Genomic DNA, 23,808 nt, shown 5'->3' with positions numbered 1-23,808 from the left:
GCATCCGTCGCTGTGACGCGCGCCGCAGAAACCGCGCGCGCCGACTACCGCAGCGACGCGATCGAGCGGATCGTGCCGCGCGCGAGACGCATCTGGCGCTCGTAGGTCGCGGCGAGCGCGACGAGCAGAACGCCCGCGATGCCGAGCCACAGCCACCACCAGACGGCCTCGTAGAGCGCGGTGATCCACGGCCAGAGCTGCACGATGGCGTGAACGAGCAGCACGGCTCCGCCGAGGAGGAGTGGCGCCTGCAGGCGCCGTACGGCGCCGATGACCACGACGGTGACCGCCACCACGCCGAGGGTGACGTTGCGCCACAGTTCGGGATCGGCGAAGTCGGCGATGAGCGCCGGGATGAGCAGCACCGCGAGGCCAGGCCCGAGTGCCGGCCAGCTGCCGAGTTCGGGGGAGCGGCGCATACGGAATGCGCCCGCGCCGATGAGCGCGACGCCAACCGACGCCGTGATGAGGTCGAACGGCTCGACTTCGCCGGGCACGAGCGCGATGAGGCCGCCGACGACGAGCGCGCCGAGGCTGGTCCAGCCGAGCATCGGCCCGGCGACCGGCTTCGCGGTCGTCGCCGAAGTGGCGATGTGCACCAACGCGAGCAGCGGGAACAGCACGGCAGCGCGCACGGTGGGCTCGTCACCGCCGACGATCGCGAGCACGGTCGGCACGGACGCGAGGGCGACGGATGCCGCGAGCATCACCTCGCCGAGCCACTCGGGTTTCGACTCGGTGCGGGCCCACATCACCGCGATCACCGCACCGGCGATGAGCGCGACGACCGGCCAGAATTCGACGACGAGCACGCTGTCGGCTGCGCCGGTCGCGGCGGCAGAACCGCGCACGAGCGCCGCGCCGGTGACGGCCACCCAACCGGCGCTCACTCCAAGGAGGCGAATGGGCACTCCGCGTGCCGCCTCGGGCAGGAAGATCGCGGCGATCGACACGACGATGCCGATCGAAACGAGCAGCAGTGTGCGCAACTCGGAGTCGCCGCTCGACGCGACACTGGGCAGCACAGCGACCGCCGCGGCAGCGCCGAAGAGGGCCGTGCGGCCCGTGGCGCGCGAGTCGGCGGTGATCCGCCGCCAGGTGATGAGACCACCGGTGACGGCCAACGCAGCGGCGAGTGGAAGTGTATAGGCCTCGACGTTCTCGACGCCGTTACCCGCGAGCCAGGCCCACACCGTGGATACGCCGAGCCCGAGGCTCAGCCAGGCGACGTGTCGGGTCGGCTTCTGGCCGGCGATCGGGTCGCCGTCGAGCGCGGCCATCACGATCGGCACAGGAGTGAGCAAAAGCAGTACCAGCCACGACGTGTCCGTCGCGAAGGCGCCGGTGAAGCCCGAGACGAGAGCCGTGAGGCCCATGACCCCGACCGCGATGCCCCATGCGAGCCGAGAACTCCCGGTACGCGGCGGCACCAGGTGTGCAAGGGCGGCTGTGAGCAGGGTGGCCCCGGCGAGGCCGATGGCGACGAACTCGGCCCCGAAGACGACGTCGACGACGACGGCAGACGCGAACGCGAGGGAGAGCGGGGTCGTTGCGGCGAAGGCCGTGCGCAGCACCACCGGTTTGCCGAGGCGAAGCCACAGCACACCCGCGACCACGAAGACGACCGCGGGCAGCCAGCGAGCGGCGGCATCCGTTTCGAAGGCGAGCGCCCACAGCGCGACGACGGATGCCGCGAGCAGTGGCACGGTGACGGCCAGGCGATCGCCCGTGCTGCCGTTCCGCATGAGTGCGGCGATGGCGAGCAGGGCGGCGCTCACCGTTGCGAGCCACATCCACGGCGAGTTCCACGATTCGAGGGGTCGCCATCCGGCCGCATCGAGCCAGGGAGCGATCGAGAAGACGGCGCCGGCGAAGAGCGTCGTCGCGATCGCAAGGTGCGCCGAGCCGATCGGCGCGCTGACGTGCGCCGCCCAGACGCGACGCGCAAGCACCCGCCCGACCACGATGATGGCGATCACGAGGGCAGCGACCCACGGCCACAGCACCGAGCTCGAGTAGCCCACCTGCCAGGCGAGCGCGCCGCCGCAGCTTCCGATGACGATGAGCGTCACGAGGAGGCCCGGCAACAAGAAGCGTCGAAGTGCCGCCGCGAGCGCCAGCGCGCCGCCCCCGAGGGCGATCAGCACGACAGCGGACACGACGAGGTTCGGAGCGATGGCACCGGCCACGAGGACACCCGCAAGCCCAGCGCCGATGGGGATGGCCACGAGCATGCGCACCCGGCGCACCAGCGTCGTGATGACGAGTGCACCGACCGCGGCGACGAACGGCACGAGGACGACCGCGAGATCGTGCTCCACTGGCAAGGTCACGGATTGTTCGTCGACGGCGAGGTTCCACGGCGGCACGCTCGCCACGAGCCTGGCAGCGATCGCGCCGAGGCCGAGGAACGCCCCGGGTATCGCAGCGGCGACGGCGACGACCACCGCAGCCACGCAAGCCCAGAGCGAGTCGCGCGACGCCGGCCCGGTCAGACGCACACCGGCCCCGAGCACGGCGGCCACGACGCCCGCCGCGGCGGGCGCGAGCCAGATCGCGAGATCCGTGTCGAGTTCGGAGACGATCGACACCGTCGGCGCGAGCGCGAGGCTCAGCCCGAACGCGGGCGCGGCGATGCGAGCCCAGATCTGAGACACGTCGTTGCTTCGAAGACGCACCGCGATCAGTGCGATCAACCACGCCACCGCGACTGCGAGGTAACTCCACAGCTGGTTCCACTGGATGTCGACCAGCGCCCAGAACGCAGGGATCAGCGCGAACGCACCGGCGACGAATCCAGCGCCGAGCACGATCGCGCGCTCGGCGGTGCGCGGCAGCAGTACTGCAACCGACCCGAGCAGCGAAACGGTGAGGAGGCCGAGCCACCAGCCAGTGCCCGGGAGGTCGTCGGGCGCAAGCTCGAACGTGAGCAGGAAGACACCGACGGGCGCGAGCGCTGCCGCGGCGAAGCCGGTCACGCGGATGCCACTGACCGCACGTACGCCCAAGAGCACGGCCGCGACGATCAGCAGCGCGCCGCCCGTGTACCCGGCGGCGCCGAGGGAATCGGTGCCGAACAGCCCGTTGGCCCGCACGATCCACACGTCGAGCAACAGCAGCACGATAGCGACGGATGCCACGCCCTCGGCGGTGCCCGGAAGGCCTCGCGCCCGCAACAGCCATGCGACGCCGAGCACCAGCACGCTCGCAATCGCGATGATCACCGAGCGCACCTCGAGGCTCGCCACGAGGTAGGCGACGAAGAGGAACACGACGGCTGTAATCGAGATCAACACGACGCCGAGTGTGAGGAGCAGCACCTGTACGCCGGAACGACCGGAACGGGTCGAATCGGATGCCGACGGAGCGGAAGGCGCCATCGCAGCGGCGACGGGAGCCGGGGCAGGCGCGTCCGGCGTGACTGGCACCGCAACGGGACCCGCAACCGCGGCGAGCGGTGTGCGAACGGCAATCGCGGCATCCGCTGCTGTCGCTGCGCTGGCCACCGACGGCACTCCTGCGGCGATCGGCACGGCGACCCGCACCGTGCCGTCCATCGCAGCCGCATCGCGAGCCCGTGCCGATTGCGCCTCGCGCATGGCCGAGATCAGCGACTGTCGACCCAGCTCGTCGTCATGCAGCCGTCGACCCGCCGCCAGCAGCTGACTCGCTGCGGGAACCGACAGATCGAGGCCGCAGGTGCCGCACACCGCCGAGGTCAGCGTGCTGAAGCACGACGGGCAGAGGGTCGTGTCGACCAGCTGCGCCGGGCTGGACGGCCAGCGTCGGAGGTCGCGTCGGACGACGGAATCGTGGTCGGGCATGCGCACACTCTGCCACGGTGCGCAGTCCCGGTGACGATTCATCCACAGCAGCGCGTCGGCAGCCGGGAGGCAAGTGCACAACGAGCGCAAGCGCTGTGCAGTAGACTTTCCGGGGTCCATCCGTCTGACGCATGCTTCGGCATGTCCGTGCGGCTGAATCGACGAGTTGAGTCGCGACTCGGGGCGTAGCTCAGCTTGGTAGAGCGCCCGCTTTGGGAGCGGGAGGTCGCAGGTTCGAATCCTGTCGCCCCGACGAGTTCTACGACTCGACACGAACTTCCACACAACAGGAGATCTTCCACATGCCGACCACTTCGGTTGAGAAGCTGAGCCCGACACGCGCCAAGCTCACCATCTCGGTGACGCCTGAGGAGCTGAAGCCCAGCATCACCCACGCCTACGAACACATCGCCGAGCAGATCAATGTGCCCGGGTTCCGCAAAGGCAAGGTGCCGCCGCCCATCGTCGACCAGCGCGTCGGCAAGGGCGCCGTGCTCGAGCACGCCGTCAACGAGGGCCTCGACGGCTTCTACCGCGCTGCCGTCGCCGAGCACGAACTGCGCCCCCTCGGCCGGCCCGAGGCCGACATCGTCGAGTGGCCCAGCGACAAAGACTTCTCTGGCGAGCTGTTGCTCGCGATCGAGGTCGACGTTCGCCCCGAGATCGAGCTGCCGGCCTACGAGGGACTCGAGCTCACGGTCGACTCCGTCGAGGTCGGCGACGACGAGGTCAGCGAAGAACTCGAGCGCCTGCGCAGCCGCTTCGGTACGCTCATCACCGTCGACCGGCCTGCCAAGACCGGTGACTTCGTGACTCTCGATCTCGTCGCCATGATCGAAGAGACCGAGGTCGACACGGCGAGCGGCATCTCGTACGAGCTCGGCTCGGGTGAGCTGCTCGAGGGCATCGACGAGGCGCTCGACACGCTCTCGGCAGGCGAGACCACGACCTTCGCATCGAAGCTCCTGGGCGGCGACCACGAGGGCGAGACCGCCGAGATCACCGTCACCGTCACCGCCGTGAAAGAGCGCGAGCTGCCCGAGGCCGACGACGACTTCGCGCAGATCGCGAGCGAGTTCGACACGCTCGCCGAGCTGACCGACAGCCTCAAAGAGCAAGTCGCACGCAACAAGTCGTTCGGCCAGGGCAACCAGGCCCGCGACCTTCTCGTCGACAAGCTCCTCGAGCTCGTCGAGGTGCCGGTCGCGCAAGCCGTCATCGACGACGAGGTGCACCGTCACCTCGAGAACGAGAACCGCCTCGAAGACGACGAGCACCGCGCTGAGGTCGCCGAGTCGAGCGTGAAGGCGTTCAAGACGCAGATCCTGCTCGACTCGATCGCCGAAGCCGAAGGCGTGCAGGTCAGCCAAGACGAGCTCACCCAGTACCTCGTGCAGGGCGCGGCCCAGTACGGCATGGAGCCGAACGAGTTCGTTCAGGCGCTCAGCCAGAACAGCCAGATTCCCGCCATGGTCGGCGAAGTCGCCCGCAACAAGGCGCTCGCGCTCGCGCTCGGCAAGGCGAAGGTGTCGGATGCCGCGGGCAAGCCCGTCGATCTCTCCGAGTTCACCGCCGTCGCCGAAAACGAAGCCGAAGCAGAGGCCGAGACCGAGACCGTCGACGAGGCTGAAGAGATCGTCGAAGAGGCCGAAGCCGTCGAGAAGCCCGCGCCGAAGAAGCGTGCGCCGAAGAAGGCCGCCGCTGCCGACGACGCTGCTGAGAAGCCCGCGCCCAAGAAGCGTGCAACGAAGAAGGCAGACGCCGAATAGTCGAGCGTCGATTTCAGTGAGCGGGGCCGGGCGAATCGCCCGGCCCCGCTTGTTCGTCGAAGAGGAGCACAGCATGAGCGACTGGCAGCAGCGGGTCGACGCCGTCTGGGCGGCAGCAGACGAACTCGGTGACGACGAGGTGGTCCGCCGTATCGACGCCATCGCCGCCGAGCGTCCGGCAGATGATCCGCTCGCGCTCTTCGAACGTGCGGGTTCACGTGACTCCGCGGGCCTCGAAGTCGACGCCGAAGTGCTGTACCGCGACGCCCTCGCGAACGGCCTCGCCGGTTCTGAACGCGTGCAGGCCCATGTCCAGCTCGCCTCCACGATCCGCAACCTCGGGCGGCCGCTCGAAGCGATCGCCCTCCTCGATGCGATCGAGCCCGACGCCGGTGAGCTGCACGACGCGGTCGTCGCGTTCAGGGCGCTCGCCCTCGTCGATGCGGGCTTGCCCGCCCGGGCGGCATCAGACGCTCTCTCGGCTCTCGCGCCGCACCTGCAGCGCTACCGCGTCTCGGTCGCCGCATACGCCGCGGAGCTCGCGGCATCCGCCTAGGGCGAACAGCCCCGTTCGCGTGCGTTGCACCGGATAGATTCGAGTGAACGCGACAACGGAAACGGAGCGAAACATGGCCGAACCGACACCAGGCACCGGTGTTTTCGATCGACTGCTGAAGGACCGCATCATCTGGCTTGGCTCCGAGGTGCGCGACGACAACGCCAACGAGATCGCGGCGAAGCTGCTGCTGCTCGCCGCCGAAGATGCCAAGAAAGACATCTTCCTCTACGTCAATTCACCGGGCGGGTCCATCACGGCCGGCATGGCGATCTACGACACGATGCAGTTCGTGCCGAACGACATCGTCACGGTCGGCATCGGCATGGCCGCCTCGATGGGGCAGCTGCTCCTCACCGCCGGCACCAAGGGCAAGCGGTACATCACCCCCAACGCGCGCGTGCTCCTGCACCAGCCGCACGGCGGCTTCGGCGGCACTTCGAGCGACATCCAGACGCAGGCGCAGCTCATCCTCGACATGAAGAAGCGCCTCGCCGAGATCACCGCGGCGCAGACCGGCAAGACCGTCGAGCAGATCAACGCCGACGGCGACCGCGACCGTTGGTTCAACGCACAGCAGGCACTCGAGTACGGCTTCGTCGACCACATCCGCGAGTCGGCACTCGATGTCGCCGGCGGCGGCGGAACCCAGGCGTAGGCACTCGAGAGAAGAGAGAACGAGCGAATGAACATACCCGCTTTCGGTGGCACCGCCTTCAACGGCGTCCAAGCACCGGGCTCGCGCTACATCCTGCCGAGCTTCGAGGAGCGCACTGCCTACGGCTACAAGCGCCAAGACCCCTACGCCAAGCTCTTCGAGGACCGCATCATCTTCCTCGGCGTGCAGGTCGACGACGCATCCGCCGACGACATCATGGCGCAGCTCCTCGTGCTCGAGTCGATGGATCCCGACCGCGACATCATCCTCTACATCAACTCGCCCGGTGGCTCCTTCACTGCGATGACGGCGATCTACGACACGATGCAGTACATCCGTCCGCACATCCAGACGGTCGTACTCGGCCAGGCTGCGTCGGCAGCGGCGGTCATCGCCGCTGCAGGCACGCCCGGCAAGCGCCTGGCACTGCCGAATGCGCGCATCCTGATCCACCAGCCGGCGATGGGCGAGGCCGGGCATGGCCAGGCATCCGACATCGAGATCCAGGCGGCCGAGATCCTGCGCATGCGCGGATGGCTCGAAGAGACGCTCTCGCGTCACTCGAACCGCACGCAGGAGCAGGTCAACACCGACATCGACCGCGACAAGATCCTCTCCGCGGCCGAAGCCCTCGAGTACGGTCTCATCGACCAGGTGCTCACCTCGCGCAAGAGCCTCCCGGCGATCACGCGATAACCTCGCAGCGTGGTGAACGCGGCGGATGACTGGCTGAACGACAGCCGCGCCATCCGTCGCGTTTCGCTGTATTCGGATGCCGCGATCGACCGCGGTTCCTGGCCGGCGACGATTCCCGCGGTCGCCCAGCTCATCCGGGATGGCGGCATCGAGTTCGCGCCCGGGCTGACCTTCCTCGTCGGCGAGAACGGCAGCGGCAAGTCGACGCTGCTCGAGGGCATCGCGACGGCCTACGGGCTCCCACCAGAGGGCGGCAGCAACAACGGCGGGCGATCCACCAGACCGAGCGAATCGCCGCTCGGCGACTGGCTGCGAATCGAACGCAGTCCGTCGGCGCCGCGATGGGGCTTCTTCCTGCGGGCAGAGACGATGCACGGCTACTACAGCTACCTCGAGGCGCTGCCCGGCAGCCCCGACCAGCATCTGCATTCGATGAGCCACGGCGAGTCGTTCAACGACCTACTCGACAACAAGCTGAACCACTCGCAGTACCTGGCCGGCCTCGTCTGCCTCGACGAGCCAGAGGCAGCCCTCTCGTTCGCCTCCATCCTCAGCTGGATCGCCGGCCTCGACCGCATGGTGTCGCGCGGCACGCAAGTCATCTGCGCCACCCATTCGCCGATCCTCGCCTCGGTGCCGGGCGCCACGATCCTCGAACTGGGGGAGTGGGGCATCCGCGAGACCACCTGGGAGGAACTCGAGCTCGTCTCGCACTGGCGTCTGTACCTCGATGACCCGAAGCGGTATCTGCGTCACCTGCTCGACTGATGGCCGCAGTTCGCGACCGGCGAACTGCTGGGCGTGTCGAATCCGACCGGCTACCCTCGATCGGCCCGATCTCGGGCTAGGCTCGGAACAGACTCGTCGACAGGGAGGGTTTCGATGGCACGCATCGGAGAGAGCGCCGACCTGCTCAAGTGTTCCTTCTGCGGAAAGAGCCAGAAGCAGGTGCAGCAGCTCATCGCCGGACCCGGCGTCTACATCTGCGACGAGTGCGTGGAGCTCTGCAACGAAATCATCGAGGAGCGGCTCGCCGAAGCCGGCGAGACGGAGGCGGGCGAGTTCGAGCTGCCGAAGCCCAAAGAGATCTTCGGATTCCTCGAGGAGTACGTCATCGGTCAAGAGGCCGCGAAGAAGGCGCTCGCCGTTGCGGTCTACAACCACTACAAGCGCGTTCGCGCACGCACGACGCTGACGTCGGCAGATGCGCGCGACGACGTGGAGCTGGCGAAGTCCAACATCCTGCTGATCGGCCCGACGGGCTGCGGAAAGACCTACCTCGCGCAGACCTTGGCCAAGCAGCTGAACGTGCCGTTCGCCGTGGCCGACGCCACCGCGCTCACCGAGGCGGGGTACGTCGGTGAAGACGTCGAGAACATCCTGCTGAAGCTCATCCAGGCCGCCGACTTCGATGTGAAGCGCGCTGAGACCGGCATCATCTACATCGACGAGGTCGACAAGATCGCGCGAAAGGCCGAGAACCCGTCGATCACGAGGGATGTCTCGGGTGAGGGCGTGCAGCAGGCGCTCCTGAAGATCCTCGAGGGCACCGTCGCATCGGTGCCGCCGCAGGGCGGGCGCAAGCACCCGCACCAGGAGTTCATCCAGATCGACACGACGAACGTGCTCTTCATCGTGGCCGGAGCGTTCGCGGGCCTCGAAGACATCATCTCCTCGCGGGCGGGCAAGCGCGGCATCGGGTTCGGTGCCCCGTTGCACAACAAAGAAGACGAAGCCGACATCTTCAGCGAGGTGCTGCCCGAAGATCTCCACAAGTTCGGCCTGATCCCCGAGTTCATCGGCCGGCTCCCGGTCGTGGCGACCGTGACGCCGCTCGACCGCGAGGCGCTCATGCAGATCCTCACGGTGCCGAAGAACGCGCTCGTGCGGCAGTACCAGCGCATGTTCGAACTCGACGGCGTCGAACTCGACTTCGAAGAGGAGGCGTTGCAGGCGATCGCCGACCTCGCCGTGCTTCGACAGACCGGTGCACGCGGCCTCCGCGCGATCATGGAGGAGGTGCTCGGACCGATCATGTTCGAGGTGCCCTCTTCGACAGGTGTCGCCCGGGTCGTCGTCACCAAGGCCGCGGTGCTCGACAATGCCGCCCCCACGATCGTGCAGCACAAGCCGCGTCGCGCTGAGAAGTCGGCGTAGAACTCGTTCGAGAGCGAGCACCGGACATCTTCCAAACCGTCGTCGCGGGCGTCATCGCGGCCATCACCGGGTTCGCGAGCTCCTTCGCCCTGGTGATCGCAGGACTCCTCGCCGTCGGCGCGAGCGAGACGCAGGCAGCTTCAGGCCTGTTCGCGCTGTGCATTGCGACCGGCGTCACGTGCATCCTTCTGCCGGTCATCACCCGGATGCCGGTCTCGTTCGCGTGGTCGACACCCGGTGCGGCGCTGCTCGTCGCGGCGGCCGCGACCACCCAGCAATTCGCGGCGGCGATCGGTGCCTTCATCGTCTGCGGTGTGCTCATCGTGCTCTCGGGCCTGTGGCCTGCGCTCGGGCGCGCGATCACGAGCATCCCGAAGCCGATCGCGAGCGCGATGCTCGCCGGCATCCTCTTTCCGATCTGCGTCGCTCCGGTGTTCGCGGCCGTCGAGCAGCCGGCGATCGCCCTTCCGATGATCCTCGTCTGGTTGCTGCTCGCTCGCCTCGCGCCTCGCTGGGCCGTTCCGGCGGCGATGCTCGTGGCGGTGATCGGCATCGCAGTGATCGCGGGTCCGGCCGTGCTCGGCAGTGAAGCCGTGCGGCCGCAGCTCGAGTTCGTCGCACCGGTCTTCGACCCATTCGTCATCGTGAGTCTCGGCCTGCCCCTCTTCATCGTGACCATGGCGGGCCAGAACGTGCCGGGGTTCGCGGTGATGTCGACGTTCGGCTATCGCCTCGCTCCCAGGCAGGTTCTCGTCACCTCAGGCGCCGCATCCGTGGCCGCGGCCTTCGCGGGCGGCCACGCGATCAACCTCGCGGCGATCACCGCTGCGATCATGGCGAGCCCCGAGTCGAATCCCGACGCCGGGCGCCGATGGGTCGCCACGCTCACTTCGGGGGTCGTTTACCTCGTGTTCGGAGCAGGGGCGGGGCTCGCTGCCGCGGTCGTGCAGGCCTCACCGCCGATCATCATCACGGCGGTTGCCGGACTCGCGCTGCTCGGCGCCCTGGTCACGTCCGTCACGGGCGCGCTCGAAGCTCCGGGGCAGCGCATCACCGCGATCGGCACATTCCTGGTGACGGCGTCGGGCGTTGCGGTCGTCGGGATCGGCTCGGCTTTCTGGGGGCTCGTGGTGGGTGGAATCCTCATGCTCTGGTTGCGTCCGCGCGTCCGCGACCGGAGCGCGAAGGCCAGCGAAGCCCGCTGAACAGCCCGGTGAGGGCTCTGACGCCCTGAAGGCGGCTATGCCACGCGGTGCTCAATCGAAGACGCGCACGAGCTCCCAGCGGCGCTCGTGGCGGCGTACATCGAAGACGTGGGTCTCGCCGTCGTCGGCAGTGGCCTGGAAACGCCAGCCTGCGATCTGCAGCGGCGGTCTGCCTGGTGAGACATCGTGTGCCGCGACGGGTGACCACCAGTCGCACGGGCCCACGAGCGTCGTCGGAGTGTCCGTCACGCGGAAGCGACGTGAGCGCCACACGAGTCGCTCGGGGCGGCCGTCGTCGTTCGTCCATACCTCGACGAACTCGTGAACGAGCGACATGGGCACCTCACCGAAATCGAATGTATGTTCGATGGTAGCACCGCGCTCGAGCGCACGAAACGCCGCCGAGCATCTGCCCGGCGGCGTTCCTCAGCTCAGTCGGCGATCAGGCGAGATCGTCGTCGGTGCGCGCGCCGAAGACGATCTCATCCCAGCTCGGCATCGAAGCACGCCCCTTCTTGGAAGCGCCCCGTGCGCCGGCCGGGCCGGTGGAGGCTTTGCCGCCCCAAATGCTCCGAGCGGCCGTGCCGGGCTTCTCTTCGACCGGTTGCTCGGGCGGGGGTACTGGTTCCTGCATCACAGCCGGGGTGACCGGTGTCGGCGGCTGCTCTTGCCCGTTTCCGGCAGCCTCCCGCTCGCCGCGCCGTCGCCGGAGCGCCTCGAGCAGGTCTGCTGTCTCGCCGAGCGTCTGCTTCGGTTCATCCGCTCGTTTGATCGCAGCACGCGACGCTGCAGGGCTCGACGTCTGCGGCGAGCGCGAGTACGGGAGCGGTTCGAGATGCGGGGCGGTGTCGAATTCGCCGTGCTCGGGCTCTTCGAAGGTGAAGGCGCCGCTGTCGAAGCGCGACTCGTCGGAGTCGGCAGCGACGACGCGCAGGCGCGGGATCAGCCCGCCCTTCATCTCGCCCTGCTGCGAGAGTGTGATCGCTTCGGAGTTCAGCGGTTGCAGCGATTGCTTGCGGGGCTCGAAGCTCCAGCGTGCGTCGTGCTCGATCGTCTCGGCAGTGAACTCGAGCTTGATGATCCAGCCGCGCTCCTCGTCTTTCCAGCTCGCCCAGCGTTCACCATGGGCGCTGAGCTGGGCGAGTCGGTCACGGATGACTCCGCCGAACGACGGCGGCTCGTCGGCCGGGTCGACCTCGATCGAGACGTGCACCGGCACCGCGAGTGCCGAGGTGACCATGTGTTCGCGCTCGGCGAGCACGGGGCCTTCGAAGCGGCGGATGTAGTCGAGGGATGCGCCGGTGACCTGAGCGACCTCTTCGGCCGACATGCCCGACCTGATGTGGGACTGCACTTCGCGCGGCGAAGGTTTGGGCCCGGTGTGCTGTTCGGGTTGCGCCTGCCGGATACGAGATTGCAGTACTTCGTCGATCTCGATCCGGAAGCGCGCGCCATCGTCGGATGCGGCGAGCAATGCGCCGTTCTCGACTCCGATTACCTTGAGTTCCTGCATCGCGACAAGCCCTTCCGTGCCTTCGTCTCCGCCCAAGGATGCCACGTCGGGATGTGTGCTCGTGGGAATACCCCGGGCGCGGCGGAAGTTGAGCACGAAGGACCTGGGAAAACCCACACAAGTGGTTTGCTAACGCAACCGATTTGATGCAGACTATGGCCGCCGAATCTTCGGCGATGAGGAAATGGATGGGAATGGCAACGGATTACGACGCACCGAGGAAGACCGAAGACGACTCTGAGTCGATCGAGGCCCTCAAGGAGCGCGTCCCCGACAAGATGTCGGGCGTAGTGGATGTCGAAGACGCCGATAACCCCGGCGGGTTCGACCTCGCTGGTGCCGATCTCTCCGACGTCGAACTCGACGTGGTGGTGCTTCCGCCGCAAGCTGACGAGTTCACCTGTGTGAACTGCTTCCTGGTGAAACATCGTTCACAGATCGACCACGAGACGAAGCTCGGGCCGATCTGCTTGGAGTGCGCGTCCTAGACGCTCGGCTCAGTACGCTCAGGCCGTCGTGATCCATTGATCGCGGCGGCCAGTTCTTTCGGATGACGCGTCGAGATCAGCCAGTAGGGCGTGGGGTCCGACTCGTCGGTGACGGGAACCCGCACGACGGATTGCACCCATCCGCGGATCACGAGGAACGCGCGGGCATCGAGACCCGTTCCGCGTTCGACGCGCGCAGCGGCATCCGTCGCCCCCACCGCTGTTCCGGTGTCGACGAGCGGGATCGACGCACGACCCGCACTGAGCCGTCCGTCGGCGACCTCGATGACCGGTGCCGTGAGGCTGAGTGAGATGACCACCGCGCCGTAGAGGATGATCCCGGTCGCGATGCCGGCGGGCAGGGAGACCGGCGCAAGCACGAGGATGCTGGCGGGGATGAAGAGCAGTGAGGCGAGGTAGATCCACGGCGTCGGCCAGAGTCTTTCGCGGTAGTCGGGCATGGCTCTATTCGACCAGACTTCTGCACTACCCTCGAACAGTGACCGATTCCATCGATGTGCTGATCACGGCCGAGCACGTTCCGTCGTACGCCCATCCGGGCGATGCGGGCGCCGATCTCCATGCCGCCGAGTCGGTCATCCTCGAGCCCGGAGAGCGCGCCACCGTCGGCACAGGCGTCGCGATCGCGCTGCCAGACGGGTACGTCGCCTTCGTCGTGCCCCGTTCGGGTCTGGCCTTCAAGCACGGCATCACGATCGTCAATGCGCCAGGCACGGTCGATGCGGGCTACCGCGGCGAGATCAAGGTCGCCCTGCTGAACACCGACGCGATCGAGCCGTACACGATCGAGGCCGGCGACCGTATCGCCCAGCTCGTCGTGATGCCCGTGCTCCGCGCGCGGTTCGTCGAGGTCGAGCGACTGCCCGGCAGCGTGCGCGGCGAGGGCGGGTTCGGCTCCACCGGTACCGGGGCGCACAAGTCAGGAGTGAACGCGTGAGCGACATCGAGAACACCGGCGAGATCTCCGCCGACCAGCCAAAGTCGGCCCCCGAAGACCGCGCGAGCGCGGGCCCCTTCGATGAGGCCGAGGCGAACCCGGTTCGTCCCTATGTCGACCTCGGCGGTGTGAAGGTGCTGCCGCGTGAGGGTCTCCACCTTCGCCTCGAAGTAGAAGAGGGCACCAAACGGGTCGTCGCCATCGGCCTCGACTACGCGAATTCGACGCTGCAGGTGCAGCCGTTCGCCGCGCCGCGTTCGAGTGGTCTCTGGCACGAGATCCGCGCGCAGATCGCTGAGCAGATCGCCCGCCAGGGCGGCACGACCACCGTGCGCGAGGGCAGCTTCGGGCCTGAACTGCTCGCCCAGATCCCCGTCGCCGCGGGCGAGGGGCAGCAGGGTCAGATGCGACTCGCGCGCTTCGTCGGGGTCGACGGACCCCGATGGTTCCTGCGCGGTGTGATCGCCGGTGAAGCCGCGGTCGACCCGGCCGCGGCTGCCAAGGTCGAAGACCTCTTCCGTTCGATCGTCGTGGTGCGCGGCACCACGCCGATGCCGCCGCGCGACCTGATTCCGCTGCGCATGCCCGCGTCCTCCGCAGGCGCACCCACGGCGTGACCGAGATGACGGATGCCTCTGGGCCGTCGCGTCCCGATGAGAGCGGCCGAACGGATGCCGCATCCGAGGGTGAGCCCGCAGAGGGCGGCGAGTTCGGAAGGCAGTTCGCCGCCGCCGCCGAGAAGAGCGGCCTCGGCGCCCTCGCGCGTGACGAGAAGCTGAGCGGCCGTGACCTGCTGACCGCGGTCGGCGGCGTTCGAGGCATCCTCGAGGCACTGTTGCCCGGACTCGTGTTCCTGGTGGTCTACAGCGGGCTCACGAGCTTCGCAGGCCAAGACGCGCAGGCCGCGCTCGTGCCCGCACTCACGGCATCCGTCGGTCTCGCAGTGGTGTTCACGGTCGTGCGGCTCGCCACCAAGGGGCAGCCGACCCAGGCGATCGCGGGGCTCATCGGCGTGCTCGCTTCGGCGGCGCTCGCCCTCTGGTCGGGCAATGCGCGCGACAACTACGTGCTCGGGTTCTTCACGAATGCGGGGTACGCGCTCGCGCTGATCGTATCGCTGCTCGTTCGTTGGCCGGCGCTCGGCCTCATCGTCGGATTCCTCATGGGCGACGGCGTCGCCTGGAAGCACGACAAGCGCAAGTACCGCGCGGCGCAGTTCCTCACGCTCGTCTGGATCGGGCTGTTCGTCGCGCGCCTTGCGGTGCAGGTGCCGTTCTACCTCGTCGACAACGTCGAGGCGCTCGGGGCCACTCGCCTCCTCATGGGCGTGCCGCTCTACGCGCTCGTGCTGGTCTTCTCTTGGCTCGTGGTTCGGGCGATCTATCCGTCTTCGGCTCGCTCTGCCGAGTGATAGAGTTATCTCGACGTCAAGATAAATCCGCACACCGTGCGAGGCCTGTCGGCGGGCGAGTGGCTTAGGTTACCCTTGCTGGAACAGCCCCATGTCTGACGGAGAAGATGGAGCGTCGCCCGCGTGTTCGGCGGCATCCACGAAGGAGAGGACATCGTGTCTGCAGTGAACAGTTTCGGGGCGAAGGACACGCTCCACGTCGGTGATGAGTCCTACGAGATCTTCCGGATCGACAGCGTGCCGGGCCATGAGAAGCTGCCGTTCAGCCTCAAGGTGCTGCTCGAGAACCTGCTGCGCACCGAAGACGGCAAGAACGTCACCAGGGAGCAGATCGAGGCCCTCGGGTCGTGGGTGCCGACGGCCGAGCCCGACACCGAGATCCAGTTCACGCCGGCTCGTGTCGTCATGCAGGACTTCACGGGCGTCCCCTGCATCGTCGACCTCGCCACGATGCGCGAAGCGGTCGTCGGCCTCGGCGGAGACCCCAACAAGATCAACCCACTCGCGCCCGCCGAGATGGTCATCGACCACTCCGTGATCGCCGACCTCTTCGGTACCGAGAACGCACTCGAGCGCAACGTCGAGATCGAGTACGAGCGAAACGGCGAGCGGTACCAGTTCCTCCGCTGGGGCCAGACGGCGTTCGACGACTTCAAGGTCGTGCCGCCGGGCACCGGCATCGTGCACCAGGTCAACATCGAGCACCTCGCGAAGGTCACCTTCACGCGCGTGGTCGACGGTGTGCTGCGCGCCTACCCCGACACCTGCGTCGGCACCGACTCGCACACCACGATGGTCAACGGCCTCGGCGTGCTCGGCTGGGGCGTCGGCGGCATCGAGGCCGAGGCGGCCATGCTGGGCCAGCCAGTGTCGATGCTCATCCCGAAGGTCGTCGGCTTCAAGCTCTCCGGTGCGATCCCCACGGGTGTGACCGCGACCGACGTCGTGCTGACGATCACCGACATGCTCCGCAAGCACGGCGTGGTCGGCAAGTTCGTCGAGTTCTACGGCTCGGGCGTGGCATCCGTGCCGCTCGCCAACCGCGCCACCATCGGCAACATGAGCCCCGAGTTCGGCTCGACGGCCGCGATGTTCCCCATCGACGACGTCACCCTCGACTACCTGCGGCTCACCGGCCGCAGCGCCGAGCAGATCGCGCTCGTCGAGGCGTACTCCAAGGTGCAGAAGCTCTGGCACGACGCCGACAGCGAGCCGGCTTTCAGCGAGTACATTGAGCTCGACCTCTCGACGGTCGTGCCCTCGATCGCCGGGCCGAAGCGCCCGCAAGACCGCATCGAGCTCACCGATTCGAAGAGCGCGTTCGAGAGAGACCTGCTGAGCTACGCTCGGGTCGACCACGATCTCGTCGACCTCGAGGGCGCCGAGTCCTTCCCGGCCTCCGACCCGCCCGGAAACACTCCCGAAGACGAGCACAGCCACCACGAGCACCATCACCGCAGCCACGCGCCTGCGACCGCGTCGAACCCGACGCCGGTGCGGCTCGAAGACGGCCAGCAGTTCACGCTCGATCACGGCGCCGTCGCCATCGCCGCGATCACCTCGTGCACGAACACCTCGAACCCCTCGGTGATGCTCGCCGCGGGCCTCCTCGCCCGCAATGCGGCGAAGAAGGGCCTGAAGGCCAAGCCGTGGGTGAAGACCACCCTCGCGCCGGGCTCGAAGGTCGTCACCGACTACTACGAGAAGGCTGGTCTCACGAGCTACCTCGAAGACCTCGGCTTCTACACCGTCGGCTACGGCTGCACGACCTGCATCGGCAACTCGGGCCCGCTGATCGACGAGATCTCGACCGCGGTCAACGAGCAGGACCTCGCGGTCACCGCGGTGCTCTCGGGCAACCGCAACTTCGAGGGGCGCATCAACCCCGACGTGAAGATGAACTACCTCGCGAGCCCGCCGCTCGTCATCGCGTACGCCCTCGCCGGGTCGATGAACTTCGACTTCGAGGTCGACGCGCTCGGCGCCGACACCGACGGCAACGACGTGTTCCTGAAAGACATCTGGCCCGACGCGGCCGAGGTGCAGCACACGATCGACACCTCGATCAACACCGAGATGTTCACGCACCAGTACGCGAGCGTGTTCGAGGGCGACGAGCGCTGGCGCAACCTCGAGACGCCCACGGGCGCCACCTTCGAGTGGGACGCCGAATCGACCTATGTGCGCAAGCCCCCGTACTTCGACGGCATGACCATGGAGACCACGCCCGTCACCGACATCGTCGGCGCGCGCGTGCTCGCCAAGCTCGGTGACTCGGTCACGACCGACCACATCAGCCCCGCCGGTTCGATCAAGGCCGACAGCCCCGCCGGTCGGTACCTGACCGAGCACGGCGTCGACCGCAAGGACTTCAACTCCTACGGCTCGCGTCGCGGTAACCACGAGATCATGATTCGCGGCACCTTCGCCAACATCCGCCTGAAGAACCAGCTCCTCGACGATGTCGAGGGCGGCTACACGCGTGACTTCACGCAGGCCGGCGCCCCGCAGTCGTTCATCTACGACGCGAGCCAGAACTACCAGGCGCAGGACACCCCCCTCGTCATCTTCGGCGGCAAAGAGTACGGCTCGGGTTCGTCGCGCGACTGGGCGGCCAAGGGCACGAGTCTCCTCGGCGTGAAGGCGGTCATCACCGAGAGCTTCGAGCGCATCCACCGCTCGAACCTCATCGGCATGGGTGTCGTGCCGCTCCAGTTCCCCGCAGGGGAGAGCTGGGCATCGCTCGGGCTCGACGGCACCGAGGTCGTTTCGATCACGGGCATCGAGCAGTTGAACGAGGGCACCACGCCCAAGACGGTGCACGTGATCGCCGAGCCGACCGAGCACTCGCCGGCCGGAAAGCAGACGGTCGAGTTCGATGCGGTCGTGCGCATCGACACTCCGGGTGAAGCCGACTACTACCGCAACGGCGGCATCCTGCAGTACGTTCTGCGTTCACTCGTCTGAGCGAACCACAGGAGAATCGGGGCGGTCGGCTTTTCGCCGATCGCCCCGATCTCTGCCCGGCTTCCCAGCGAGCCCGGCGTAGAATCGTTCCGTTCGGCGGCAGCGCCAGTGAATCTCCGGAGGCTAGACGAATGACCCTGCTCGAGACGATTTCGGGACCTCGCGATCTCGATGCGATGAGTCCCGATCAGCTCGATCAGCTCGCCGGCGAGATCCGTGAGTATCTCGTCGAGTCGGTCTCCAAGACCGGCGGCCACCTCGGACCGAACCTCGGCGTCGTCGAGCTCACGATCGCGATCCATCGGGTCTTCGAGTCGCCGCGCGACGCAGTCGTCTTCGACACCGGGCATCAGTCGTACGTCCACAAGCTCTTGACCGGGCGGAAAGACCTCTCGACCATCCGCCAGACCGGCGGGCTCGCGGGCTACCCGCAACGGTCCGAATCCGAACACGACATCGTCGAGAGCTCGCACGCCTCCAGCTCACTGTCGTGGGCGGATGGCATCTCCAAGGCGTTCGAGATGACCGGACAGACCGGTCGACACGTCGTGGCCGTCGTCGGCGACGGTGCCCTCACGGGTGGCATGACGTGGGAGGCGCTGAACAACATCTCCGACGACAACACGCGCAAGCTCGTCGTCGTCGTCAATGACAACGGCCGTTCCTATGCGCCGACGATCGGCGGCATGGCGCGGTTCCTGAACACCGTTCGCACGAAGCAGAGCTACCGCAACCTGCACCTCTCGAGTCGCCGCGCGTTCGACAACATGGGCGCGCCGGCACGCGCGCTCTATCGGGGCGTGCGCGGCGGACTCCACGGCTTCCTCAGCCGGTTCACCGGCAACGAGGCGTTGTATTCCAACCTCGACATCAAGTACATCGGTCCGATCGACGGTCACGACGAGCACGCCCTGGAGGCGGCGCTCCGCCAGGCGAAAGACTACGGCGCGCCGGTGATCGTGCACGCGATCACCGAAAAGGGGCGCGGGTACGAGCCGGCGCTGCGCGATGCCGCTGACCAGTTCCACTCCGTCGGGCAGATCGACCCCGAGACGGGCGAGTCCCTCGGTACCGCCTCGGCGCCGTCGTGGACCGGCGTCTTCGCCGACGAGATGGTGCACCTCGCCGAGAGCAACGAACGACTCGTCGGCATCACTGCAGCGATGCTGCGTCCCACGGGCCTGCACCGCATGGCCGAACGGTTCCCGAACCGGGTCTTCGATGTCGGCATCGCCGAGCAGCACGCGGCCACCGCCGCGGCGGGCCTCGCGTTCGGCGGACTCCACCCCGTCGTCGCGGTCTATGCGACCTTCATCAGCCGGGCCTTCGACCAGGTGCTGATGGATGTCGCGTTGCACAAGGCCGGCGTCACCTTCGTGCTCGACCGGGCCGGTGTCACCGGACCCGACGGGCCGAGCCACCACGGCGTGTGGGATCTCTCGATTCTGCAGGTGGTCCCCGGCATCCGCATCGCTGCCCCGCGAGACTCGGTGCGACTGACCGAAGAGCTGGGGGAGGCCGTGGTCGTCGACGACGGGCCCACGGTCATCCGTTTCCCGAAGGGCACGGTCGGCGTCGACTTCGATGCCGTGCGGCGCACAGCCGACGGAGTCGACGTCCTCGTCGAGTCCGAGCGTAAAGACGTGCTCATCGTCACGGTCGGGCCGATGGCCGACACCGGCCTCCAGGTGGCTGAGCGCCTCGAGGCGCAGGGCATCGGGGCCACCGTCGTGGATCCGCGCTGGGTCGTGCCGGTGCCCCGCAGCGTCATCGACCTCGCGGCCGAGCATCGCATCGTCGTGAGCATCGAAGACGGTATCCGTGTGGGCGGCATCGGCACCCGCATCAGGCAGGACCTGCGCAAGGCCGGCGTCGACACCGCGGTGACCGAACTCGGATTGCCCGACGAGTTCCTCGATCACGGTTCGCGAGCCGACATCCTCGAACGGGTCGGCCTGACCCCCCAGCACATTGCCCGAGACGTCACCGCGATGGTGCTCGGTTCGAAGCTGCCGCACGCGCGCGGTGCCGGGGTCGATGCAGACGTCCCGACCGACACGAGACCGCAGCCGCGCGTCTGACTCGGCGTCGAGGCCGCGAATCGGATGCCTCGGGGCCGCGGCACTATCGGTACGGCCAAACGGCCCTCGGCGTGAAGCCGAGGGCCGTTCGTCTCGAGCCGGACGTTACGCTCCGACACCCGTGATCGTCGGGTGGTGGAAGGTGTCTCCGAAGGCGCGTTCCGACGCGCCGACACGGTCGAGATACGGTGTCAGACCGCCCATCTGGAACGGGAATCCGGCACCGAGCAACATGCAGAGGTCGATGTCTTCGGCCGCCGCGACGACGTCGCCGTCGAGCATCAGTCGCACCTCGCGCGCGAGGCCGTCTTGCAGGGCGACGAGGATCTCGTCGGCCGAGCGCGGGTTCTTGCCGCCGGCGACGATCTTCAGGGCACCCTTGTCGAAGCCCTTGACCTTGCCCTTGTCGTCTTTGTCGAGCAGCTTGCCGTAGTCGGCGAGCTTGTGCAGGTTCTCGCTGCGGTAGAACCTGTCGGGGAACGCCGAATGATGCGTGTCGAGCACGTGCGCTCCGACCTTCAGGCCAACGAGGTCGAGCAGTGCCGACGGCGCCATGGGTAGACCGAGCGGCGCGATGGCCTCGTCGACGGTCTGGAACGAGGTTCCCTCGTCGACCGCGCGCATCGCCTCGCCGAGCAGCACGGCAAGGACTCGGTTGACGACGAATCCGGGTGTGTCGGCCGTGATGACGGCGTTCTTGCGCAGATTCTTCGCGGTCACCATGGCGGTCGACAGTGTCGCCTCATCCGTGTGCGGCGTCTTCACGACCTCGATCAGGGGCATGACCGCGACGGGAGTGAAGAAGTGGAAGCCCACCAGGCGCTCGGGGTGTGCGAGCTTCGCGCCGATCTGCTCGACTGACAGCGAGGAGGTGTTCGTGGCGAGCACGGCCTCGGGCGAGATGAACTGCTCCACCTCGGCGAAGACGTTCTGCTTGATCTCGAGCTCTTCGAAGACGGCCTCGATGACCCAGTCGCAGTCGGCGAAGTCGGCCTTGTCGGTCGTGCCCGTGACGAGGGCCTTCAACCGGTTCGCCTCATCGGGGGAGATGCGACCTTTCTCGAGAAGCTTGTCGATCTCCTCCGCGATGTAGGCCACACCCTTGTCGACGCGTGCCTGGTCGATGTCGGTGATGACCACCGGTACCCGCAGGCGGCGCACGAAGAGCAGGGCGAGCTGGCTCGCCATGTAGCCGGCGCCGAGCACGCCGACCTTGGTGACCTTCTTCGCGAGTGCCTTGTCGGGAGCGCCCGCCGGGTGCTTGGCCCGCTTCTGCACGAGGTTGAAGGCGTAGATGGATGCGTGAAGCTGGTCGCCCGCGATGAGGTCGGCGAGCACCTCGTCTTCACGCTGGAATCCCTCGGCACGCGTGCCGCTCTTCGCTGCCTTCATCAGGTCGAGCGCGGCGTACGGCGACTGCGGAATCGAACCGATGCGGCTCTTCAGCATCTTGGTGGCGATGCCGATAGCGGCATCCCACTTGACGAGGCGTTCCACCTTGCCGGGTTCGTTCGACCGCTTGACCTTGACCCGTCCGGAAATGACGTCGTCGGCCCAGCGAATGGAGTCCTCGAGATAGCTCACCGACGGGAAGATCGCGTCGGCGATGCCGAGGTCGTATGCATCCTGGCCTTTGAGTGTGCGGTTCTGCTTCAGCGGGTTCTCGATGACGACCTTGAGCGCGTTCTCGATGCCGATGAGGTTCGGCAGGATCGTCGCGCCGCCCCAGCCGGGGATCAGGCCCAGGAAGACCTCGGGCAGCGCGAGGGCCGGCGCCGAGGCATCCACCGTGCGGTAGTCGGCATGCAACCCGATCTCGAGGCCCCCGCCGAGTGCGAGGCCGTTGTAGAACACGAATGACGGCACGCCGACCTCGCCGATCTTCGCGAGCGCGAAGTGGCCGAGCTGTACGAACTTCTTCGCGGTCTCCTTGTCGGGGATGTCGGCGACCTTCGAGAGGTCGGCGCCGGCAGCGAGGATGAACGGCTTGCCCGTGACGGCGACCGCGTCGATTTCACCGGCGGCGGCGCGCGCCTTCAGCTCATCGAGCGTCTTCGCATACTCGAGCAGTGTCGCCGCACCGAGCGTGTTCGGGCGCGTGTGGTCGCGTCCGTTGTCGAGAGTGATGAGTGCGAGCGTCTTGCCCGAAGCCAGAGGGATGTCGCGCACGTACGAGTGCGTGACGACCTCGTCGTCGCCCGCGAGGGCGAGCAGCGAACCGAAGTCGATCGTGCTGTAGTCGGTCATCAGGCCTTCTTCGCCTTCTTGTCGTAGTTCGGGTTCTCCCAGACCATGGTGCCGCCCTGGCCGAGGCCGACGCACATGCTCGTGATGCCGTAGCGCACGTCGGGCCGCTCGGTGAACTGGCTCGCGAGCTGGTTCATGAGGCGCACCCCGGAGGAGGCGAGCGGGTGGCCGACCGCGATCGCACCGCCCCACGGGTTCACGCGGGGGTCGTCGTCGGCGATGCCGTAGTGGTCGAGGAAGGAGAGCACCTGCACCGCGAACGCCTCGTTCATCTCGAAGAGGCCGATGTCGGCGATCGTGAGGCCGGCCTTTCGGAGGGCCTTCTCGGTCGCGGGAATAGGGCCGATGCCCATGATCTCGGGATCGACGCCGGCGAAAGCGTAGCTGACGAGCTTCATCTTCGGCGAGAGACCGAGCTCTTTGGCGGTAGCACCGGAAGCCAGGATCGCCGCGGTCGCGCCGTCGTTCAGCCCGGATGCGTTGCCGGCGGTGATGCGGCCGTGCGGGCGGAACGGGGTCTTCAGCGCAGCGAGGCCCTCGAGGGTGGTCTCAGGACGCATGACCTCGTCACGAGTGGCGAGTCCCCAGCCTTCTTCGGTGCGGATCGCGACCGGGATGAGGTCTTGCTGGATCTTGCCTGTGGCGTAGGCCGCAGCCGTCTTCTGCTGACTGGCGAGGGCGTAGCGGTCGCTGCGCTCCTTCGTGAGCTGCGGGAACCGGTCGTGGATGCGCTCGGCGGTCGCGCCCATGACGAGGGCGTCTTCGCCGACGAGCTTCTCGCTGAGGAAGCGCGGGTTCGGGTCGACGCCCGACCCCATCGGGTGGTGGCCCATGTGCTCCACACCGCCGGCGATCGCGAGGTCGTACATGCCGAAGCCGATCGAGCCCGACATCATCGCGGCGGCCGTCATGGCGCCCGCGCACATGCGGTCGATCGAGAAGCCCGGGACCGTCTTCGGGAGGCCGGCGAGGATCGCGGCCGTTCGTCCGAGAGTGAGCCCCTGGTCTCCGGTCTGAGTCGTCGCGGCGATGGCGACATCGTCGATGCGGTCTTTCGGGACGTTCGGGTTTCGTTCGAGGAGTCCGACGATCGCCTTCACGACGAGGTCGTCGGCTCGGGTGTTCCAGTACATGCCCTTGTCGCCGGCCTTGCCGAACGGGGTGCGGACCCCGTCGACGAACACGACTTCAGCTTGATCAGCCACGCTGCAGCTCACTTTCGATCAGTTGCTTCGATCCTACGAAGGCCGCCGAGGAGCCGCTGAATCGCTTGACGGA

19 protein-coding genes and 1 tRNA gene are annotated in these 23,808 nt (G+C 67.5%); 14 read left to right on the top strand and 6 right to left on the bottom strand.

All coding sequences use genetic code 11. The features are described 5' to 3' along the window. Positions 1–44: 44 nt before the first annotated feature. A complete protein-coding gene (locus AC1C2R_RS17835; RefSeq protein ID WP_495380788.1) occupies positions 45–3,824 on the bottom strand; it encodes an SCO7613 C-terminal domain-containing membrane protein in 3,780 nt (1,259 codons plus the stop codon). A gap of 179 nt (positions 3,825–4,003) precedes the next feature. Here AC1C2R_RS17835 and AC1C2R_RS17830 point away from each other — a divergent pair. From AC1C2R_RS17830 to AC1C2R_RS17795, 8 genes are all read left to right on the top strand, one after another. Continuing rightward, a tRNA-Pro gene (locus AC1C2R_RS17830) sits at positions 4,004–4,077 on the top strand. 49 nt (positions 4,078–4,126) lie between these two features. Further along, entirely contained in the window at positions 4,127–5,593 is a 1,467-nt protein-coding gene (tig, locus tag AC1C2R_RS17825; RefSeq protein WP_495380787.1) for a trigger factor, read from the top strand. A gap of 73 nt (positions 5,594–5,666) precedes the next feature. Further along, complete coding sequence (locus AC1C2R_RS17820; RefSeq protein WP_495380786.1) at positions 5,667–6,149, top strand: tetratricopeptide repeat protein; 483 nt, start codon at positions 5,667–5,669, stop codon at positions 6,147–6,149. 73 nt (positions 6,150–6,222) lie between these two features. Continuing rightward, positions 6,223–6,807, top strand: coding sequence for an ATP-dependent Clp protease proteolytic subunit (locus AC1C2R_RS17815; protein WP_022891923.1), 585 nt, complete (start codon positions 6,223–6,225; stop codon positions 6,805–6,807). A 27-nt stretch (positions 6,808–6,834) separates the two neighbouring features. Beyond that, the gene (locus tag AC1C2R_RS17810; protein WP_495353759.1) at positions 6,835–7,503 is read left to right on the top strand and encodes an ATP-dependent Clp protease proteolytic subunit; all 669 of its coding nucleotides are present in this window, start codon (positions 6,835–6,837) and stop codon (positions 7,501–7,503) included. Between the two features lie 9 nt (positions 7,504–7,512). Beyond that, positions 7,513–8,271 carry an AAA family ATPase gene (locus AC1C2R_RS17805; protein WP_495353760.1) on the top strand — a complete coding sequence of 253 codons (759 nt, stop codon included), beginning with the start codon at positions 7,513–7,515 and terminating at the stop codon, positions 8,269–8,271. Between the two features lie 114 nt (positions 8,272–8,385). Next, positions 8,386–9,660 (top strand): ATP-dependent Clp protease ATP-binding subunit ClpX, encoded by a 1,275-nt coding sequence (gene clpX / locus AC1C2R_RS17800; RefSeq protein ID WP_495353761.1) that lies wholly within the window; start codon positions 8,386–8,388, stop codon positions 9,658–9,660. A 26-nt stretch (positions 9,661–9,686) separates the two neighbouring features. Then, positions 9,687–10,865, top strand: a complete 1,179-nt coding sequence (locus AC1C2R_RS17795; RefSeq protein ID WP_495354416.1) for a benzoate/H(+) symporter BenE family transporter — start codon at positions 9,687–9,689, stop codon at positions 10,863–10,865. Positions 10,866–10,916: 51 nt separating this feature from the next. Here AC1C2R_RS17795 and AC1C2R_RS17790 read toward each other — a convergent pair whose 3' ends face one another. Both AC1C2R_RS17790 and sepH read right to left on the bottom strand, forming a co-directional pair. Then, entirely contained in the window at positions 10,917–11,201 is a 285-nt protein-coding gene (locus AC1C2R_RS17790; protein WP_495353762.1) for a DUF6504 family protein, read from the bottom strand. 106 nt (positions 11,202–11,307) lie between these two features. Further along, positions 11,308–12,378, bottom strand: coding sequence for a septation protein SepH (gene sepH, locus AC1C2R_RS17785; protein ID WP_495380785.1), 1,071 nt, complete (start codon positions 12,376–12,378; stop codon positions 11,308–11,310). Positions 12,379–12,572: 194 nt separating this feature from the next. Between sepH and AC1C2R_RS17780 the strand changes: the two genes are divergently transcribed. Next, positions 12,573–12,866 (top strand): DUF4193 domain-containing protein, encoded by a 294-nt coding sequence (locus AC1C2R_RS17780; RefSeq protein ID WP_495353764.1) that lies wholly within the window; start codon positions 12,573–12,575, stop codon positions 12,864–12,866. Here AC1C2R_RS17780 and AC1C2R_RS17775 read toward each other — a convergent pair. Next, positions 12,863–13,327, bottom strand: a complete 465-nt coding sequence (locus AC1C2R_RS17775) for a DUF3093 domain-containing protein (protein ID WP_495380784.1) — start codon at positions 13,325–13,327, stop codon at positions 12,863–12,865. The two genes, AC1C2R_RS17780 and AC1C2R_RS17775, sit on opposite strands and share 4 nt — an antisense overlap. A 38-nt stretch (positions 13,328–13,365) precedes the next feature. Here AC1C2R_RS17775 and dut point away from each other — a divergent pair, with 38 nt between their 5' ends. The 5 genes from dut to dxs all read left to right on the top strand — a co-directional run bounded on the left by dut (position 13,366) and on the right by dxs (position 20,283). After that, a complete protein-coding gene (gene dut / locus AC1C2R_RS17770; RefSeq protein ID WP_495353766.1) occupies positions 13,366–13,824 on the top strand; it encodes a dUTP diphosphatase in 459 nt (152 codons plus the stop codon). After that, the gene (locus AC1C2R_RS17765; protein WP_495380783.1) at positions 13,821–14,441 is read left to right on the top strand and encodes a DUF3710 domain-containing protein; all 621 of its coding nucleotides are present in this window, start codon (positions 13,821–13,823) and stop codon (positions 14,439–14,441) included. Before dut ends, AC1C2R_RS17765 begins: the two co-directional genes overlap by 4 nt. 5 nt (positions 14,442–14,446) lie before the next feature. Then, entirely contained in the window at positions 14,447–15,235 is a 789-nt protein-coding gene (locus AC1C2R_RS17760) for a DUF3159 domain-containing protein (protein WP_495354417.1), read from the top strand. Between the two features lie 156 nt (positions 15,236–15,391). Then, positions 15,392–18,202, top strand: coding sequence for an aconitate hydratase AcnA (gene acnA, locus AC1C2R_RS17755; protein WP_495380782.1), 2,811 nt, complete (start codon positions 15,392–15,394; stop codon positions 18,200–18,202). Positions 18,203–18,333: 131 nt separating this feature from the next. Beyond that, the gene (dxs, locus tag AC1C2R_RS17750; RefSeq protein ID WP_495353769.1) at positions 18,334–20,283 is read left to right on the top strand and encodes a 1-deoxy-D-xylulose-5-phosphate synthase; all 1,950 of its coding nucleotides are present in this window, start codon (positions 18,334–18,336) and stop codon (positions 20,281–20,283) included. 105 nt (positions 20,284–20,388) lie between these two features. On the opposite strand, the gene AC1C2R_RS17745 is transcribed toward dxs, so the two are convergent. Continuing rightward, positions 20,389–22,530, bottom strand: coding sequence for a 3-hydroxyacyl-CoA dehydrogenase NAD-binding domain-containing protein (locus AC1C2R_RS17745; RefSeq protein ID WP_495380781.1), 2,142 nt, complete (start codon positions 22,528–22,530; stop codon positions 20,389–20,391). Beyond that, the gene (locus AC1C2R_RS17740; RefSeq protein ID WP_495380780.1) at positions 22,530–23,735 is read right to left on the bottom strand and encodes a thiolase family protein; all 1,206 of its coding nucleotides are present in this window, start codon (positions 23,733–23,735) and stop codon (positions 22,530–22,532) included. The genes AC1C2R_RS17745 and AC1C2R_RS17740 overlap by 1 nt, the downstream gene beginning before the upstream one ends. Between the last annotated feature and the right edge of the window lie 73 nt (positions 23,736–23,808).

The sequence above is a fragment of the Agromyces sp. Y182 genome, assembly GCF_059445385.1.
Note: the sequence above shows the minus strand (reverse complement) of the source record. Positions and strands in the feature narration are given on the sequence as shown.

Coding starts and splice junctions, on each gene's coding strand:
- AC1C2R_RS17835 (WP_495380788.1), bottom strand. CDS start 3,824: ATGCCCGACCACGATTCCGTCGTCCGACGCGACCTCCGACGCTGGCCG.
- tig (WP_495380787.1), top strand. CDS start 4,127: ATGCCGACCACTTCGGTTGAGAAGCTGAGCCCGACACGCGCCAAGCTC.
- AC1C2R_RS17820 (WP_495380786.1), top strand. CDS start 5,667: ATGAGCGACTGGCAGCAGCGGGTCGACGCCGTCTGGGCGGCAGCAGAC.
- AC1C2R_RS17815 (WP_022891923.1), top strand. CDS start 6,223: ATGGCCGAACCGACACCAGGCACCGGTGTTTTCGATCGACTGCTGAAG.
- AC1C2R_RS17810 (WP_495353759.1), top strand. CDS start 6,835: ATGAACATACCCGCTTTCGGTGGCACCGCCTTCAACGGCGTCCAAGCA.
- clpX (WP_495353761.1), top strand. CDS start 8,386: ATGGCACGCATCGGAGAGAGCGCCGACCTGCTCAAGTGTTCCTTCTGC.
- AC1C2R_RS17790 (WP_495353762.1), bottom strand. CDS start 11,201: ATGTCGCTCGTTCACGAGTTCGTCGAGGTATGGACGAACGACGACGGC.
- sepH (WP_495380785.1), bottom strand. CDS start 12,378: ATGCAGGAACTCAAGGTAATCGGAGTCGAGAACGGCGCATTGCTCGCC.
- AC1C2R_RS17780 (WP_495353764.1), top strand. CDS start 12,573: ATGGCAACGGATTACGACGCACCGAGGAAGACCGAAGACGACTCTGAG.
- AC1C2R_RS17775 (WP_495380784.1), bottom strand. CDS start 13,327: ATGCCCGACTACCGCGAAAGACTCTGGCCGACGCCGTGGATCTACCTC.
- AC1C2R_RS17760 (WP_495354417.1), top strand. CDS start 14,447: ATGACGGATGCCTCTGGGCCGTCGCGTCCCGATGAGAGCGGCCGAACG.
- dxs (WP_495353769.1), top strand. CDS start 18,334: ATGACCCTGCTCGAGACGATTTCGGGACCTCGCGATCTCGATGCGATG.
- AC1C2R_RS17745 (WP_495380781.1), bottom strand. CDS start 22,530: ATGACCGACTACAGCACGATCGACTTCGGTTCGCTGCTCGCCCTCGCG.